Genomic DNA, 16154 nt, shown 5'->3' on the forward strand with positions numbered 1-16154 from the left:
CTGTACTGAGCAAGCAGCTGCAATCACAGCAACAGCACAGTTACTTGCAATAGGATTCTGATTTTTCGTATTGCATAAGATGAAGACATTCTGGATAAAACCAGAGTTTATTTATCTGTTCCCTGGATTACTTCCTTCAACTTGTTGTTTTGCCCGCATTTTTTGCGGGCTTTTTTTTATCCTGAATTTCTACCAATTAGCTTGATTAATACCAACCCGCTTAACTAAGTGGTCTATTTTCAAGCAAGAAAACCTTGTCGATAGTTCCGCTCTCGCGTCCTGCTACCGCTAAGGTACCTACATCCATGCAGGCAAGGCAAAAATTTCGTTATTTAGTTGTTCTAAATGAGAAATTTTTAACGCAGCTATCGTCAGGTTTAATCTTTCAAAATGATTAAGTGTTATTGCGGATCGGTATAACTACCCAATCTTAAAGCTACAAGTTACGCGCAGTTAGATGAATAAGACGTGAAGTTCGATTTAACCTCAAGTTTAAATAAAGGCTTTGAAAGAACTATTTTCAATGACTCCTCATCTTCCATCAATAATAGTATCAATCAATATCAAGACTTTTACGTACTGTCGTAGCTGGCCATTACAAGTGGAAACGGCAAAGAAAGTGCACAAAAGGATAATTGGGCATTATCCCAAGTTTGGGGATTTCTCAGTGCTTCCTTGCGCTGCTGAAAAATGTGAGAACGGAGGCTGCTTATTCAGACCTGTTAAGGTCGAAGTGTAAATAAGCCTGTTCAGAGACAATACGTCCCCTTGGTGTTCTTTGGATGAAACCTTGTTGAATTAAATAGGGCTCTATCACATCTTCAATGGTTTCTTTTTCTTCACCGATAGCTGCGGCGAGATTATCCAGCCCGACAGGACCTCCGGTAAATTTTTCGATGATCGCTAATAAATACTTGCGATCCATATAATCAAAACCACGCTTATCTACATCTATCATATCGAGCGCCGCTTTGGCGATATCTTCACAAATTGATCCATCGCCTTTCACTTCTGCAAAATCCCTAACTCGGCGCAGTAAACGGTTGGCAATTCTAGGCGTACCTCGGGAGCGTCTAGCGACCTCACTTGCACCTTGTTCGGTTATTTCTAGACTCATATGACGAGCTGAGCGAATAACAATCTTTGACAAGTCGGCCTCAGAGTAAAATTCTAACCGTTGTACAATACCAAATCGGTCTCGTAGTGGTGAAGTCAAAGAGCCAGCCCTTGTTGTTGCACCGACCAAAGTAAATGCCGGTAAATCTAACTTGATAGAACGAGCAGCGGGACCTTCTCCAATCATGATATCGAGTTGATAATCTTCCATAGCTGGATACAGGATTTCTTCCACTTGAGGACTAAGGCGATGGATCTCATCAATAAAAAGCACATCACCTTGCTCTAGGTTAGTTAGCAATGCGGCTAAGTCACCCGCTTTTTCAAGTACTGGACCTGACGTGGTTTTAATGTTTACTGCCAACTCATTAGCAACAATGTTGGCAAGCGTTGTTTTGCCTAAACCTGGGGGACCAAAAATAAGCAGATGGTCAAGAGCTTCACCGCGACTGCGTGCAGCTTCAATAAAGATCTCCATTTGCTTTTTGACATGAGGTTGACCCGTGTAGTCAGCTAATAACTTTGGTCTTATAGCTCTATCAACGCTTTCTTCATTGCCCTGAACTTCAGGTTCTATCAGTCTGTCTGCTTCTATCATGCTTACATCATCGATTTAAGTGCATCTTTAATGATGCTTTCTGTATTCATACCGGGCTTACCTACCGACTTAACCGACTTTTGCGCTTGAGGCAATTTATACCCAAGCGCTACTAATGCTGCGATGGCTTCATCCACTGGTGTATCAGATATTGTAGGATCTTCTTGAGGTGATATCACAGCACTATCGCTAAATGGTGTCAGTAGATCGTGACCAAAGTCTTTTAGTTTGTCTTTCATTTCCAGCACAAGTCGTTCTGCTGTTTTCTTACCAACTCCTGGTATTTTAACTAGTGTTGTCGCGTCGTTGCTGTTCACACAACTCACAAATTGCTCGGCAGACATACCGGATAGAATAGCCAGCGCTAATTTAGGTCCTACACCATTAGCTTTAATCAATTCACGAAACAAAGCTCGAGCAACTTTGCTATTAAATCCAAACAACAATTGCGCATCTTCACGAACAACAAAATGGGTAAACACACTTACGTTTTCACCCACATTAGGAAGGTCGTAAAAACATGTCATTGGCATCTGTACTTCATACCCTACACCATTAACGTCAATGACCACTTCTGGCGGTTGCTTTTCTAATAATATGCCTTGTAATCTACCTATCATAACTATCTTAATCTTCCTCTTACCGTCTTGCGTGCGGCGCCAGACATTCTAATTAAATTTTGTTGCGAGTGAGCATGACAAATTGCCACAGCCAACGCATCAGCAGCATCAGCTTGAGGCGTACCGGGAAGTTTCAATAGCCGCTTCACCATTTCTTGCACTTGCGTTTTGTCCGCTCCACCAGTGCCGACCACAGCTTGCTTAATCTGTCGCGCTGAATATTCACTCACCGCTAAGGATTGCATAGTTGCCGCGACAATTGCTGCACCTCTGGCCTGCCCGAGCTTAAGTGCTGAGTCCGGATTATGGGCCATAAAAACTTGCTCAATTGCAAAATCACTGGGAGAAAATTGTTCAATCAGCTGAGTAATACCTTGGTAGATCATCTTTAAACGCGTAGGAAAATCATGCTCACCGACTTTAATACAGCCGCTGCCCAAGTAACTAAACTTAGCACCTTGATGGGCAATAACACCATAGCCCGTAAAACGAGAACCGGGGTCGATACCAAGAATAACAGCCACGCACAATACCCTTATTGGTTTTTGAGTATAATGCCAAAACACTGTATGAATTACCAGTTAGATTACGTATTCGTTGAAAGGACTCATCGGGTTAATACTAAACTCGACTGAAAATAATAAAATATGTGGCGTAAAGCCTGCCGCAAAACATCTCTAGGTCAGTGTAATCGATCACCTCTCATCGAAATCAAAATAGGCTTGTCGACTTCCAAAACACGCCACACGGTTAACAACTTATACATTGTAAACATTTGAGGAACAAAAATTACAATAATGCGCGAGCGGTAATAAATTAAAAAATGCTATATCAACGAGACATTGGAATAGTTAATTTTAATCTATATTTTTCCCTATATTAAACACACTACCAACCTATAAAATAAAAAAATAAAAACAAAACAAAACAAACACTTACAACCAATCCAAGTCGTATTCATACGATAAATCGCTAATAAAAATTAAAACTAGACCCTCTCACTTTAAAAAACAAGGTTGTTTTTTGAGCTCAAAAACCACACCCAAGTGTGTATATGAAGTTGTATATTTGTAGATTGTTGTTTATTGTAGGTGAGCAACCACCGCTGGAATCTGTAAATTCGTCTCAAAAGGCGCGTTTCCAGCTCAAAGTTGAACAAATAAAAACAGAAAGAAAATCTAAGGAAAATCAATGAAGCCTAACAAGTTATCACACGCGGTTAAGGGTGCGCTCGCCTTTACCGTTCTATCTTCAGGGTTTGTATCTCAGGCTGCACTCGCAGAAGATGAAGCTAAAGTTGAACGTATCGAAGTTACCGGTTCTCGTATCCAAAGAGCCGAGTTCGAATCAGCTAGTCCGATCGCTAGCTTTGACGCATCAGATATTGCTAATTCAGGTGTTACCAGTGTTGATGAATTCTTAAAGTTCATTCCTGCAACTTCTGGTTTTCAGCTTGGTGCGACAACCAACAACGGTAACGACGGTGCGAAAAAAATTGACCTTCGCGGTCTAGATTTCAACCGTACACTAGTACTAATTAACGGCAAGCGATCAATCGGCGACGTAAACGACGATGGCGCGGTGGACTTAAACCAAGTACCACTATCAATGGTTAAACGTATCGATGTATTAAAAGATGGTGCATCAACTATCTATGGTACTGACGCGATTGCAGGTGTAATCAATATCGTTCTTTATAACGATTTTGAAGGCGTGCGCGTTGGTGCAAGCTATGGCGCCGGTACTGAAGATTGGGATGCAGAGCAAAAAACCCTTTCTATCATGATGGGTACTGCTAGCGATAAAGGTTCAATCACAGTAGGTATCGAATACAACTCACAAAAAGAGTTGAAACAGGGTGACCGTGATTGGGCACACGATGCACTTTGGCCAGACCCTATCAAAGATGCTGACGGCAACATTACAGGTTTTAAACCTGTTGCAAGTGGTAGTTCAAATTCACGTACCATTCGTTTAACCGACGAGCAAATCGCAGAGGTCGTAGCAAAAGGCGGCCCTAAAGAGGCAAACTGGATAGTAGATTCAGCTACAGGTGAAGTGAGACCATTTAAGGCAGCAACAGATGCTTATAACTACGCCCCTGTAAATGCACTGATCACACCGAATGATCGCTTCCAAATTGCACTTAATGGCCGCTATCAAGTATCTGATACTATGAATGCATATGTCGATGCTTTCTATACTCAACGTGAATCATTACAACGCTTAGCGCCAGATGCATCATTTGGTACGGGTGATGGTCAATGGCTATGGGATAACAGCAATAACCCATTCGGAGATGCTTCAAGAAACCCGTATGGTGTAGACTTCTCAGCTGGTTCTCTAGAAGAAGCTCAGACAGATCCGCTAAAAGGTATCCATATTAACCGCCGATTTACAGAGTCTGGTGGCCGTATCTTCACCCAAAAGGCAAACACCTACCGTATTCTTGCGGGTATTGATGGCGAAATTACAGATAGTCTTTTCTTTGATGTATCATTTACTCATGGTTATAACGAGCAATTAGATAATACAAAGTTCTACCATCGCTTTGACCGCTGGCAGACTGCCGTAAATGAAGAGCTATGTCTAGCCGATAATGATTGTGCTGCTGCTGGCGTTCTTAATCCATTTGCAGACTTCGGAACAATTACTCCAGAACAAATGACATACTTGTCAGCAAGTTCTTTGAAAGACTTTTCTTTTGGAGAACTAAGACATTTTATCGCTACCTTATCAGGTGAAGTAGAAGTTGACTTTGGTGGTGGTTATGTTGGTTGGGCTGCTGGTTTTGAAAACCGTAAAGAAAAAGGCGAGTTTATTCCTGATGAATTCTCAGCGGCTGGCCTAACTACCGGTGGTGCAAGTGATCCACAAAAAGGTCACTTCCAAGTAGATGAGTTCTACGTAGAAACGTATTTACCACTTCATGAAAAGCTTTCTATTGAAGCCGCGGTTCGTTACTCAGATTACGAAAACAACAAGGGCCAAGAGTTCGACTCAACTAACTTTAAAATCTCGCTTGACTGGCGACCGTTGGATGGACTAAAAGTACGTGGTGGCTATTCTACGGGCTTTAGAGCGCCAAATATCACAGAAATGAACCAAAGTGATTCTACAGATTTCCCAACTGTTGACTTTATTTGTTCATTTGCAGACCTTCGTACAGATTTAACTGCTAATCAACGAACAAACTGTGAAACTGACGGCTTTACAGGTAAATTGGGTTTCGCATGGCAGCCTCAGTACACAACTAAAGCACCAGAGAAATTAGACCCTGAAGAGTCGGTGACAACAACGCTCGGTTTTGTTTATACCGTGCCAATGGAAGACAATCTAGTATTTAGTGTTGATTACTGGAGCATCGAAATTGAAGATTTGATTGGTGAAACTCCATATCAATTTTTATTCAATAGTTGTATGGACTCTGCGAACTATTCTGCATCGACCTGTTCTGCATTTAAAGATGGTAAGCCTCTAGCCGGACAGCTTCCTGCTAATGCAACATACTCTTTCGGTAACGTCGGTGAGTTAGATGTTTCTGGTATTGACTTTGAACTAGACTATAGCACTGATTTATCTGTTGATTTCGCTAATAAGTTCGGCGTTCGTTTAAGCGGTACATATAACATTGAACGCTTGGAGAAATGGGTAGAACTTGGCTTTGAGCTAGATCGCGTAGGTAAAGCATATCCATTTGAAGTATACCCAGAACTGAAGTTCACCACATCTTTCCGATTGTCTGCAGATGATTGGGACGTTAACTATGACTTGCGTTATATTGACGAAACCATTGATGGCTTGAGACCAGCAGAAACAACCGATGATAATATTGCAGACTCTGTGCTTTATCATGATATTAGTTTTAGCTATAACTTGAAAGCAGCTCGATTCAGCCTTGGTGTTTCAAACTTGCTTGATGAAGAAGCACCTCGCTATCACAGCGGCTTTAACGCTAATACAGCACCAGGTACATACGACACAATTGGTCGTCGCCTGTTCGCAAGCTTTAGCGTAGATTTCTAAGGACATCTAAGTCACTTTGCAAGAAAGCATCACCCTCGTGGTGATGCTTTTTAATACAAATCATTTACCAATAAAAAACATACTGTTATCATAGCATCGCCTTTTATGTTAAAAGGCTCTAATATTTTAATGAATAAGGAAATGCTATGAAAAAACTACTTCTAGGTTTACTACCAATTCTTTCATTTGCTGCGAACGCTGGCGACGATCCAGTAAACTGTCGCTCTCAAAATGTCACAGAAGTCTACTATCATGGTACCGCTGAATGCCGTGCGGCAAATGGTGTATTAGTTCGTGAGGAGTTCCACAATAGTTCAACATACTGGGTGTGGGCGAGTGATTATAAAGGAAATCGTTGTTACACGTCGCTGCCATTTCAATCCACACGAACTGTATCAACAAAAGTTTGTGATTACACTCCGTCTGCAACCTTTTCCTTTATAAGACTTGATGGATATGAAGCTACCACTTTAATCTCATTAAACGGCACTGATAGAGACGGAGAGATCGTAAAGTATGAATTTTGGGTTGATGGTGTAAAGCAGCCAAATTCAGGGTATAGCCTTCAAATCGATGGGAATGATGGTGACACATTCTACGTAAAAGGAAGAGTTACGGATAATGATGGCTATACCTATGAACTAGCACGAACATTTGATGTCCGGTACAGAGAGCCAGCTAGGTGTGGAAGGCACTTCTGCTAAAAACTTACCGCTTTCAGACCTAAAAAACAAAAAAGCGACTGGAATTAGTCGCTTTTTTTTACCTTAAAAACAGAGTAACTATTACTCAGCTAGCTGCTTTTCTATTGAAATTGCTAACTCTTTTAATGCATCTGGATTTGCTGGGCTTGGTGCATCCGTCATCAAGCAAGATGCTTGAGTGGTTTTCGGGAATGCGATAACGTCACGGATATTGTCTGTACCACATAACAACATCACGAGGCGGTCAAGACCAAATGCAAGACCCGCATGCGGCGGTGTACCATACTTTAATGCATCTAGTAAGAAGCCAAACTTTTCTTGCTGCTCATCTTCTTCAATACCAAGAATTCTGAACGCCGCTTGCTGCATTTCGTTATTGTGGATACGAACGGAACCCCCACCTACTTCATAACCGTTCAGTACCATGTCGTATGCATCTGACAAGGTGCCTGCTGGGTTTGCTTCAAGCTCCGCTGCGCTAACGCCTTTTGGTGCTGTAAATGGATGGTGAACTGCGTGCAAGTTACCTTCGTCGTCTTCTTCAAACATTGGGAAGTCAACAACCCACAATGGCGCCCACTTATTCAAGTCGGTTAGCTCAAGATCTAGACCGACTTTCAGACGCAATGCGCCCATCGCTTCGTTAACAACGTTGCGTTTGTCTGCACCAAACAGAATGATATCACCGGTGTTTGCTCCTGTGCGCTCAAGCAACGCATTGATCACGTCTTCATTTAAGAATTTAGCGATTGGAGACTGTACACCCTCAACGCCTGCGTCACGGTCGTTCACTTTCATCCAAGCAAGACCTTTAGCGCCGTAGATACCTACAAATTTGGTGTATTCGTCGATTTGTTTACGAGACAGCTGAGCACCGCCTGGTACACACAATACTGCAACACGACCTTTTTCATCGTTTGCAGGGCCACTTAACACTTTAAATTCAACGTCTTTCACTAAATCAGCAACGTCAACAAGCTCCAGTGGGTTACGTAAATCAGGCTTATCTGAACCAAAACGGCTCATCGCCTCGCTATACGCCATGACGGGGAAAGTGCCTAAGTCTACGTCAAGTAGCGACTGCCACATTTCACGGATCAATTGCTCGGTAACTTCACGAACCTGTGCAGACGTCATAAACGACGTTTCGATATCGATTTGAGTAAATTCAGGCTGACGGTCAGCACGTAAGTCTTCATCGCGGAAACATTTTACGATTTGATAATAACGGTCAAAACCAGACATCATCAGTAGCTGTTTAAACAGCTGTGGTGACTGCGGTAATGCGTAAAAGCTACCTTTGTGAACTCGGCTTGGTACCAAGTAGTCACGTGCGCCTTCTGGTGTTGCTTTGGTTAGCACAGGCGTTTCAATGTCTAAAAACTCATTGTTATCTAGGAAACGGCGAACAAAGCTGCTCGCTTTTGCGCGCATTTTAATACGGTCGCTCATTTCTAAACGACGTAGGTCAAGATAACGGTACTTTAAACGACGCTCTTCAGAGTTTTGCTGGTTGAAATCTAGCGGTAATGGCTCTGAACGGTTGATGATAGTCAGGTCTGTGCCTAGGATCTCAACTTCACCGGTCGGCATGTCTTTATTTATTTGACTGTCAGGGCGCGCGCGGACAACACCTTTGATCTGAACACAAAATTCTTGGCGCAGCGCGTTGGCTTTATCCATCAACCCTGCGACTTCGGGATCGAAAACCACTTGCACTAGCCCTTCTCTGTCTCGTAAATCCACAAAGATAAGGCCACCGAGATCACGGCGTTTATTGATCCAACCACATAGTTCAACTTCCTGATCTACATGGCTCTTATTTAGTTTTCCGCAGTATATAGAGCGCATAAAATTCCTGTCAGTACATTTTGCTACCACGAAGACGAATTTGCTTATCGTGGCGCCTCATTTTCAATATCCGCCAATTATATAAAAATACAGTCTAATGTCATCCTCAATCTCGACCAAACACGATATTGTTGGTTATATCCTCCTAATGATAAACATTGCAGATTACCTTTTACAGGTCCCATTTCTTGCCCAATCAGATATCTGATAAACTCTCGACAAGTGATTTACAGAAGAACGTAATTATGTTGTTTTTAGGATGTCCGCAATGGAGTAGCGCACATTGGAAAGGTCGAATATTCTCACAGCATTGCCGATCAGCGAACATGCTGAGTGAATATGCCCAAATTTTCAACAGCGTTGAAGGGAACACGACTTTCTATGCTGATCCACCTCCGCATACCGTTGAGAAGTGGTCAACTATGGTGCCCAGTGACTTTAAATTTACGTTCAAGCTGCCCAAGCGCTTTAGTCATGAAATGGCGTTATCAAATTGCCAAAACGAATTACTACAATGGTGCAAAAACATGGAGCCTTTGATTAGCAAAATTGGTGTACTCATGTTGCAGTTACCCGCTAGGTTCGCGCCTGAACATATGCCATTGATGAAACAGTTCTTATCCTGGCTACCTAATGAATTGAGCGTAGGAGTTGAGGTACGCCACCGTGATTTCTATGCCAAAGGCGAGCATGAACGAGCCTTTAATCAATATTTGATCCAGCATAACTACAATCGCATTGTTATGGATACCCGAGGGCTATTTAGTGAACCGGCCAGCACGGAAGCGATTGCGGATGCGCAGCAAAAAAAGCCACGATTACCCGTACATGCAATAGCAACTGGCACAAACCCAGTACTGCGTTTTGTTGGCTGCGCAAACCTTGAAAACAATCGAGAGTATTACGCACCTTGGTTAAATAAAATCCAGCAATGGCTGAATGAGGGTAAATCTCCCTATGTATTTTTTCATACCGCGGATAATTTCGATGCGCCATTTTTGGCTCGACAGTTCGTCGCTGATCTCGGCTTAGATCACCAAGTGATGATGCCTTTTCCTGCTGAAAAAGAAGCCAAACAAGTCGATTTATTTTAAGGTCAAAACTCGATGTCACACCCATATTTTTCCCAATATTCAGCTCAGGTGCAACAACAGGTTGAGCAACTTATTAAAGCTAAAAAACTAGCAGAGTATTTTTTTAAGAAATACCCTAAACCACACTTGATACGTAATGAAAAGCAGCTCTATCAATACGTCGAAACACTCCGGCAACGTTATTTAAAAAACGCCGCCAAGGTGACGCTGGCCAAGTACGAAAAACGCAAAAACTTAGTGCTGAATGCACTAGGAACCCACACATTTAAAACCACTAAACATGGTAAAAAGCTTAAAACAAGCCATCAAATTCATATATCAGATGAACTTAAAACGGCACCAGAGGCCATGCTGCATGTTTTGGTGGTGCATGAATTAGCTCATTTTAAAGAGAAGGATCACAACAAAGCGTTTTATCAGCTCTGTACGCACATGGAGCCACATTACCACCAGCTAGAGCTTGAGCTTCGGCTGTTTATGGTAATGTGTGAATTGGAAGGTAATATCTACGCTTAGCGCTGACAGTTTGGCATAAGTCCTTGGCTACGGGCTTTAGCAGCCAATTGTTCAGCGCTGGTCATGCTCGCTTGCAGCTGTTTAATTCTATTCCCAGGCGCAGGGTGCGTTGACATAAACTCTGGCTGTCGTTGTTCACTCAGTTTTGACATATTCTGCCAAAGTGCAACTGAGCCTGTAGGGTCAAACCCAGCCTTAGCCATTAAATCAAGTCCAATGATGTCCGCCTCACTCTCATGGGTACGACTAAATGGCAAAGCGATACCAAACTGAGCCCCTAGACCTAACCCTTGCATAATGGCATTTTTGTGCGCAATGTCGTTTGATTCAAGAATGGATTGACCGGCCTGCAAACCTATTTGCAATAAATTATTTTGAGAAACTCGCTCGTTTGCGTGCTCAGCTATCACATGACCAACTTCATGACCCATTACAGCGGCTAGTTGATGCTGGTTTTCTGCCACTTTCATAATGCCTGTGTGAACACCAATTTTGCCACCTGGCAGAGCAAAGGCGTTAGCACTGTCATCTTCAAATACCACTACTTCCCACTGCTGAGAAGCGTATTTAGTTGGTAACTGCGCGATAAGTGCATCAGCAATACATTTTACATAGCTGTTGGTACGTTTATCGCCATTTATTTTTTGTTCACTCTTAAGCTGCTCAAAGCTTGCTGCACCCATTTGGTCCATTTGCTTTGCGGAATATAGCGCAATTTGGGTTCGTCCAGTCGGTGATGTTTTACAACCAACTAATGACGCTGCCACAGCAATGGCAAGCATAATTTTTTTCATTCTATTTCTCCCATGATTCTACCTGACTGAGGTTAAGTAACTGTTTGAGTAGGTTGCCGCCATAAACCACAATCATATTGAAAACATAAACAACTTAAAGTGGAAAGTTTACCGCAAAACTACAAAACCAGCCGACTAAGTTGGTACAATATAAAAAAATTTTTTGAATCGCATATGAAGTCATCCGCTATTCCCGTTGTTTTGTTACCCTTACTTGCTGCAATTGTCGCCATCACCCCGTTGGCCATCGACTTGTATTTGCCCGCAATGCTTGTCATAGCACAGAGCTTCAATGCACCTCTTGAGCAAGTTCAGGTTTCTCTGAGCGGATATTTAGCGGGTTACGCAATAGGCATGATGGTTTTCGGCCCACTTGCCGATAAGTTTTCTAGACAAACATTAGCGCTATTAGGTTTAGCAGGCTTTACGCTTTGCTCCATCGGCCTAGCACTCACTAACGACATTGATGTTTTTTGTATATTACGAGTCCTTCAGGCATTTTGTGGTGCGGCAGCTACCGTTGTAGTGCCCGGTGTGATCCGCTATCACTATCAAGAAAACACCGCAAAAGGCATGTCATACGTGTCGATGATCATGATGATCGCGCCGTTGCTCGCGCCGACTCTTGGTGCAATTATGTTACTGTACTTTGACTGGCATGCTCTATTTTGGTTTTTAGCGGTTTACGCTCTATTAGTAATGGCGGTGTTACAAGGGTTTAGCATTGCAATTCCCACCAAAAACCAAGCACCTGTGAATCTACGTTTTTTCTTGCGAAATTATCAGGTCGTACTAACCGAGAAAAAAGCACGTTACGATATTTTGTCTTCGATGTTGGTTTCCTTTGCTTTTTTCTGCTTTTTAACGTCAGTGTCTTTCATTTACTTAGATTACTTTGGAGTATCAGAGCAGTTATTTGGCGTGCTGTTTGCGATGAATGTCATCGCGTTAATGTTAGGTAATTTCGCCAATACACGACTCGTACCAAGGTTAGGCTCAAGACGAATGCTTAAAGCTGGGTTGTTTATCGGTGTGCTGTGCGCATTCCTGCTTGTGGCTTTGAGTACCCAGCCAGTTTCGGTATGGATATTAGCCATTGCCGTTGCGCCGTTGATGATGAGCATTGGTATCATTGCTAGCAACGCAGATGCACTGATCTTATTGAGCTTTGAACACCAAACTGGCACCGCGACTGCGGTCATTGGTACTCTGCGTTTTGGTAGTGGCGCTCTGGTCGGTCCCTTGTTAGCCGTTGTTGCACCAGAGTCCCCCCTACCATTTGCCAGTTTTATGCTTAGTGCAATTTTACTGACGCTACTATGCCAGTGGTTGAACCAACGAATGGAAAAACGATGTAGTCTTGGCTAAAGGTGTCAGTATCTCTAGCTAGTTATAGAGATACTACCTCAAATACATCGAGTGCCTATGGAGACCACCCGTTACGCAGATTTTGCCTGACAATTATCGCTAAAGCGCTGATAAGCTGCATGTATTGCATCCATCAACGGTGCGTACATGCGCTGATTTTGGTCTTTGGCCTGTATTTCAAGCTCTGCGAACAAGGCATGTAATTGACAGGCGCCAATATCACCGGTTTGGCCCCTTAACGCATGACTCGATTGGCGAATTTGCTCGTGTTCTACCTGCGCTATGTGCTGTCGCAACGCATCAAGCTTAGCCTGCGACTGCTCAAAAAATAGCGCACACAGCTTGTTGTAAAGCTCAGCATCTCCTTGTAAACGGTGCATAACCTCATCCATATTTACGATTGGCATGGCATCAACATCCTGTTCATTAGAACTGGTTGGCTGCGGATTATGAGGCGTTGGGTTCACTAACGAGGGTCGTTTGCCTGCAACATTTGCTATCATTGTCAACATGGTCATAGGTTCAAGTGGTTTGGTTAAGTAGTCGTCCATGCCGGCTGCAAGGCATTTTTCGCGCTCTCCAGACATCGCGCTCGCAGTCATAGCAAAAATAGGCACCGACTTGAAACGCTCTGTGCCATTACCACTGCGAATTAGGCGAGTCGTATCATAACCATCCATCCCAGGCATATTACAGTCCATTAATACCACGGAAATGTTAATTCCCTCTAACTCCAGTTTAGATAAGGTTTCTAATGCTTCATGCCCTGAGCTGCAGCAAATCGCGTCACCTCCGACCGACTCTAGTAATCCTCGTGCAACTTCTTGATTAATCTTGTTGTCATCGACGATTAAACAACGCACACCTGACAAGTCAAATTGTTCTAGCGGTAAAGCGTCGCTTATTTGTCGTACTTTGTTCATCTTCAACACATCACGTGCCTGTGGATTGAACACTGACAGCATTGCCGCTAATCGCAATGGCTTGGCTAGACAAGCCTTACATCCGGCTTTAACCGTTTCTCCGTTAAAATCACTGTGAAGGACTATCGTTTTACTGTAGTTATCGCTATTTTGTAACTGCAAATACGTATCTTCACTGGCGTCACAGATAATCCAATCTGCATTCTCATCGGTCACTTCTGCCCCATACTCAACGAGGGTATTGTATAAATGTAAAGCGGTGAATTGGTTTTCTAGGGATACAGAGATCTTAGTCTGTTCGAGTAGCCGTTTATTACTAATAACTTCCGCCAGTTCAAGCGAAAAAGGTAAAGAAAAATTAAACGTGCTGCCTTTACCTTTTTCTGACTCAAAGGAGATCTGTCCTCCCATCAGTTCGCAGAGCTTTTTACATATCGCCAAGCCCAAACCTGTGCCACCAAATTCAGAGCTAATCGCGACGTTTTCCTGGGTGAACGAGTCAAATAATTTGTGCTGATTCGCTTTATCAATCCCAATACCAGTGTCGGTTACTGAAACTTCAAACAACACCTGCTCAGCAACGACTCGCGTTCTTGCCGAAACATAAACGCCACCATTGTTGGTAAATTTAATGGCATTGTTCACCAAATTAAAAATAATTTGTTTTATTCGTCCCGCATCACCTTGCAACCTAGTAAAGTCAACAGCAGATAGATCCGTAGACACCTCAAGTTGCTTGTCAAACGCCTTAAATGAGATGGAATACAAGACGTGTTCAATTAAGGAGATTGGATGGAACGGCTCTGAGTCTATTTCTAATTTCCCAGCTTCTATTTTAGATAGGTCTAACAAATCATTAATCAAAGCTGCTAGCGTCGTCGAACTAGTCTCAGCCATTTCAATGTAGTTCAAAGCTTTATCAGTTTGCGGCTCACGATGAAGTAGATTGAGTGTGCCCAATATGCCATTTAGTGGTGTGCGCATTTCGTGACTAACGGTTGAAATAAAGTCGCTTTTAAGTTGAGATGCTTGCTCAGCTTTTTGTTTTTCTGCCTGTAATGCTCGAGTTCGTTCAGCAACTTTTTGTTCAAGCTCCGTATTGGCTCTTTTAATGAGTTCCTCAGCCGCATTTTGTTCTGTAATGTCACTGCCAAATAAGGTAATACCAATAGGATCTCCATTACTGTCAATAATAGGATCAACATCCAACCGCATCACAACTCGCTCGTTATTTACCTGAGTTTCTTCTTGCCAGTTAAACCGCTCAAGTTTACCTTTGGTCAGCAGCTCTCCCAAGGCTTGCTTTAGCTTTACCATAGGTAAAGACTGACATTGATAAGCCCGGTTATTGGCATCGAGAAGACTTGGGAAAAATGCAATAGATGCTTGATTAAAGGTTTTCACTTCCAGGCTCAAATCAAAACTCACAATGGGCTCTTTGGAGCTTTTTATAATCGACTCAAACACCAACCTATCTTCTGCATCTCTTTGTTTAGTGCGATAGAAAACCAACACTGCAATGATCACTGCTAACATCACGATGGTGATCAGGCCACCCAGCATATAAGTAGCGCGGCGACGCTCACTTAACTCTGCATAATAGCTGTTGATATCAACTTTACTGAGTAACTGCATAATCCCAGTATAGGCTCTACTGGGGTTAAATTGTTTAATTAGCGCGAGCTGGTTCGGTTGAGCCTGTTTACCTAATAGCCAAATGCCATTATTTATCTGCATAGGTTGTTGCTGGTATTCACTGGCGATAGTCATTGGCGAGCCTAGCTCTTGGGTAAATTGATACTTGCTGCTCGCACCATATACATAAAAACCTTCTGCATCGAGCAAGTAATGTTTAAATGTCCGTTGCTCTAACGTCGAAAACAAGGGCTTAGCAGAGGCATTAACCACTAAAATGGCAAACAACTCATTCTCAGCGCTATAGACAGGAATCGCAACCCGAAGGACCGGGTTTATGGGTTGTTCGATTTTGCCATTCTCAATGTTTAGCTCAACTTTGCTGATGTACGCACTAAACTCACTGAGCTTAAGTGTTTCAGATACATAAGCCCGGTCACTTTTGTTTTGTAATTTCGCCTTAGGAACGCTAAACACTTTGCCATTTTTTCTATCGACCCTAACTAGCTCTTGGCCATCAGCTGTGATCATTCGTAATTGAACAATGCTATCCATGTTAAAAATAAAAGACTGGAAAATTCTGGCCAGTCGTTGTTCCCACAGTTGCTGAGCTTGCTGCTCAACGGGATCTATTCCTTGATTGCTTAAAGCACGGCCAATGCCCTGAATTGGAGGCGTGTCATAAACGACATTTAATACTTGGATATGCTCGGCATAATACTCTAGAAACTCATCTTCGATCGTATTGGCTTCTGTGGCCATTTCGCTTAGCAGCTGCTCGGTAACGTCTTCTTGCAAACGCTGGTCAACAGACCAGAGTAACCAAACAAACAAGCCGAGTAATGCCAATGAAAAAACAGAAATGGATATTATTTTCAACATATTGTTTTTAAAACGCATTGTGGTTCT

General features: G+C 42.7%; 11 protein-coding genes. 5 read left to right on the plus strand and 6 right to left on the minus strand.

The window, feature by feature from the left end; all coding sequences use genetic code 11:
- Positions 1–709: 709 nt before the first annotated feature.
- Genes ruvB through ruvC form a run of 3 tightly spaced genes read right to left on the minus strand, consistent with a single transcriptional unit; the run spans position 710 to position 2858 of the window.
- Entirely contained in the window at positions 710–1714 is a 1005-nt protein-coding gene (gene ruvB, locus ACSLBF_RS11125; protein WP_440053467.1) for a Holliday junction branch migration DNA helicase RuvB, read from the minus strand.
- A 2-nt stretch (positions 1715–1716) separates the two neighbouring features.
- Positions 1717–2334 (minus strand): Holliday junction branch migration protein RuvA, encoded by a 618-nt coding sequence (gene ruvA, locus ACSLBF_RS11130; protein WP_440053468.1) that lies wholly within the window; start codon positions 2332–2334, stop codon positions 1717–1719.
- A 2-nt stretch (positions 2335–2336) separates the two neighbouring features.
- Complete coding sequence (gene ruvC, locus ACSLBF_RS11135) at positions 2337–2858, minus strand: crossover junction endodeoxyribonuclease RuvC (RefSeq protein ID WP_440053469.1); 522 nt, start codon at positions 2856–2858, stop codon at positions 2337–2339.
- Positions 2859–3525: 667 nt separating this feature from the next.
- Here ruvC and ACSLBF_RS11140 point away from each other — a divergent pair.
- Positions 3526–6360 (plus strand): TonB-dependent receptor plug domain-containing protein, encoded by a 2835-nt coding sequence (locus ACSLBF_RS11140; protein WP_440053470.1) that lies wholly within the window; start codon positions 3526–3528, stop codon positions 6358–6360.
- Between the two features lie 146 nt (positions 6361–6506).
- Entirely contained in the window at positions 6507–7064 is a 558-nt protein-coding gene (locus ACSLBF_RS11145; RefSeq protein WP_440053471.1) for a hypothetical protein, read from the plus strand.
- Positions 7065–7145: 81 nt separating this feature from the next.
- Here ACSLBF_RS11145 and aspS read toward each other — a convergent pair whose 3' ends face one another.
- Positions 7146–8915: an aspartate--tRNA ligase gene (gene aspS, locus ACSLBF_RS11150; protein WP_440053472.1), complete on the minus strand. Its 1770-nt coding sequence runs from the start codon at positions 8913–8915 to the stop codon at positions 7146–7148.
- A 245-nt stretch (positions 8916–9160) separates the two neighbouring features.
- Here aspS and ACSLBF_RS11155 point away from each other — a divergent pair, with 245 nt between their 5' ends.
- Both ACSLBF_RS11155 and ACSLBF_RS11160 read left to right on the plus strand, forming a co-directional pair.
- Entirely contained in the window at positions 9161–10009 is an 849-nt protein-coding gene (locus ACSLBF_RS11155; protein WP_440053473.1) for a DUF72 domain-containing protein, read from the plus strand.
- A gap of 12 nt (positions 10010–10021) precedes the next feature.
- The gene (locus ACSLBF_RS11160) at positions 10022–10525 is read left to right on the plus strand and encodes a M48 metallopeptidase family protein (protein ID WP_440053474.1); all 504 of its coding nucleotides are present in this window, start codon (positions 10022–10024) and stop codon (positions 10523–10525) included.
- Here the strand turns inward: ACSLBF_RS11160 and ACSLBF_RS11165 are convergent.
- Positions 10522–11319 carry a M48 family metallopeptidase gene (locus ACSLBF_RS11165; RefSeq protein ID WP_440053475.1) on the minus strand — a complete coding sequence of 266 codons (798 nt, stop codon included), beginning with the start codon at positions 11317–11319 and terminating at the stop codon, positions 10522–10524. The genes ACSLBF_RS11160 and ACSLBF_RS11165 overlap by 4 nt on opposite strands.
- A 174-nt stretch (positions 11320–11493) precedes the next feature.
- Between ACSLBF_RS11165 and ACSLBF_RS11170 the strand changes: the two genes are divergently transcribed.
- Positions 11494–12687 carry a Bcr/CflA family multidrug efflux MFS transporter gene (locus ACSLBF_RS11170; RefSeq protein WP_440053476.1) on the plus strand — a complete coding sequence of 398 codons (1194 nt, stop codon included), beginning with the start codon at positions 11494–11496 and terminating at the stop codon, positions 12685–12687.
- A 71-nt stretch (positions 12688–12758) separates the two neighbouring features.
- On the opposite strand, the gene ACSLBF_RS11175 is transcribed toward ACSLBF_RS11170, so the two are convergent.
- Entirely contained in the window at positions 12759–16145 is a 3387-nt protein-coding gene (locus ACSLBF_RS11175) for an ATP-binding protein (RefSeq protein WP_440053477.1), read from the minus strand.
- Between the last annotated feature and the right edge of the window lie 9 nt (positions 16146–16154).

The sequence above is a fragment of the Pseudoalteromonas sp. T1lg65 genome (assembly GCF_051930985.1).
Classification (GTDB): Bacteria; Pseudomonadota; Gammaproteobacteria; order Enterobacterales; family Alteromonadaceae; genus Pseudoalteromonas.

Excerpts from the sequence above, each read along its gene's own strand:
- ACSLBF_RS11145 (WP_440053471.1), top strand. The coding sequence starts at position 6,507 with ATGAAAAAACTACTTCTAGGTTTACTACCAATTCTTTCATTTGCTGCG.
- aspS (WP_440053472.1), bottom strand. The coding sequence starts at position 8,915 with ATGCGCTCTATATACTGCGGAAAACTAAATAAGAGCCATGTAGATCAG.
- ACSLBF_RS11165 (WP_440053475.1), bottom strand. The coding sequence starts at position 11,319 with ATGAAAAAAATTATGCTTGCCATTGCTGTGGCAGCGTCATTAGTTGGT.
- ACSLBF_RS11155 (WP_440053473.1), top strand. The coding sequence starts at position 9,161 with ATGTTGTTTTTAGGATGTCCGCAATGGAGTAGCGCACATTGGAAAGGT.
- ruvB (WP_440053467.1), bottom strand. The coding sequence starts at position 1,714 with ATGATAGAAGCAGACAGACTGATAGAACCTGAAGTTCAGGGCAATGAA.
- ACSLBF_RS11160 (WP_440053474.1), top strand. The coding sequence starts at position 10,022 with ATGTCACACCCATATTTTTCCCAATATTCAGCTCAGGTGCAACAACAG.
- ACSLBF_RS11140 (WP_440053470.1), top strand. The coding sequence starts at position 3,526 with ATGAAGCCTAACAAGTTATCACACGCGGTTAAGGGTGCGCTCGCCTTT.
- ACSLBF_RS11175 (WP_440053477.1), bottom strand. The coding sequence starts at position 16,145 with ATGCGTTTTAAAAACAATATGTTGAAAATAATATCCATTTCTGTTTTT.
- ruvA (WP_440053468.1), bottom strand. The coding sequence starts at position 2,334 with ATGATAGGTAGATTACAAGGCATATTATTAGAAAAGCAACCGCCAGAA.
- ACSLBF_RS11170 (WP_440053476.1), top strand. The coding sequence starts at position 11,494 with ATGAAGTCATCCGCTATTCCCGTTGTTTTGTTACCCTTACTTGCTGCA.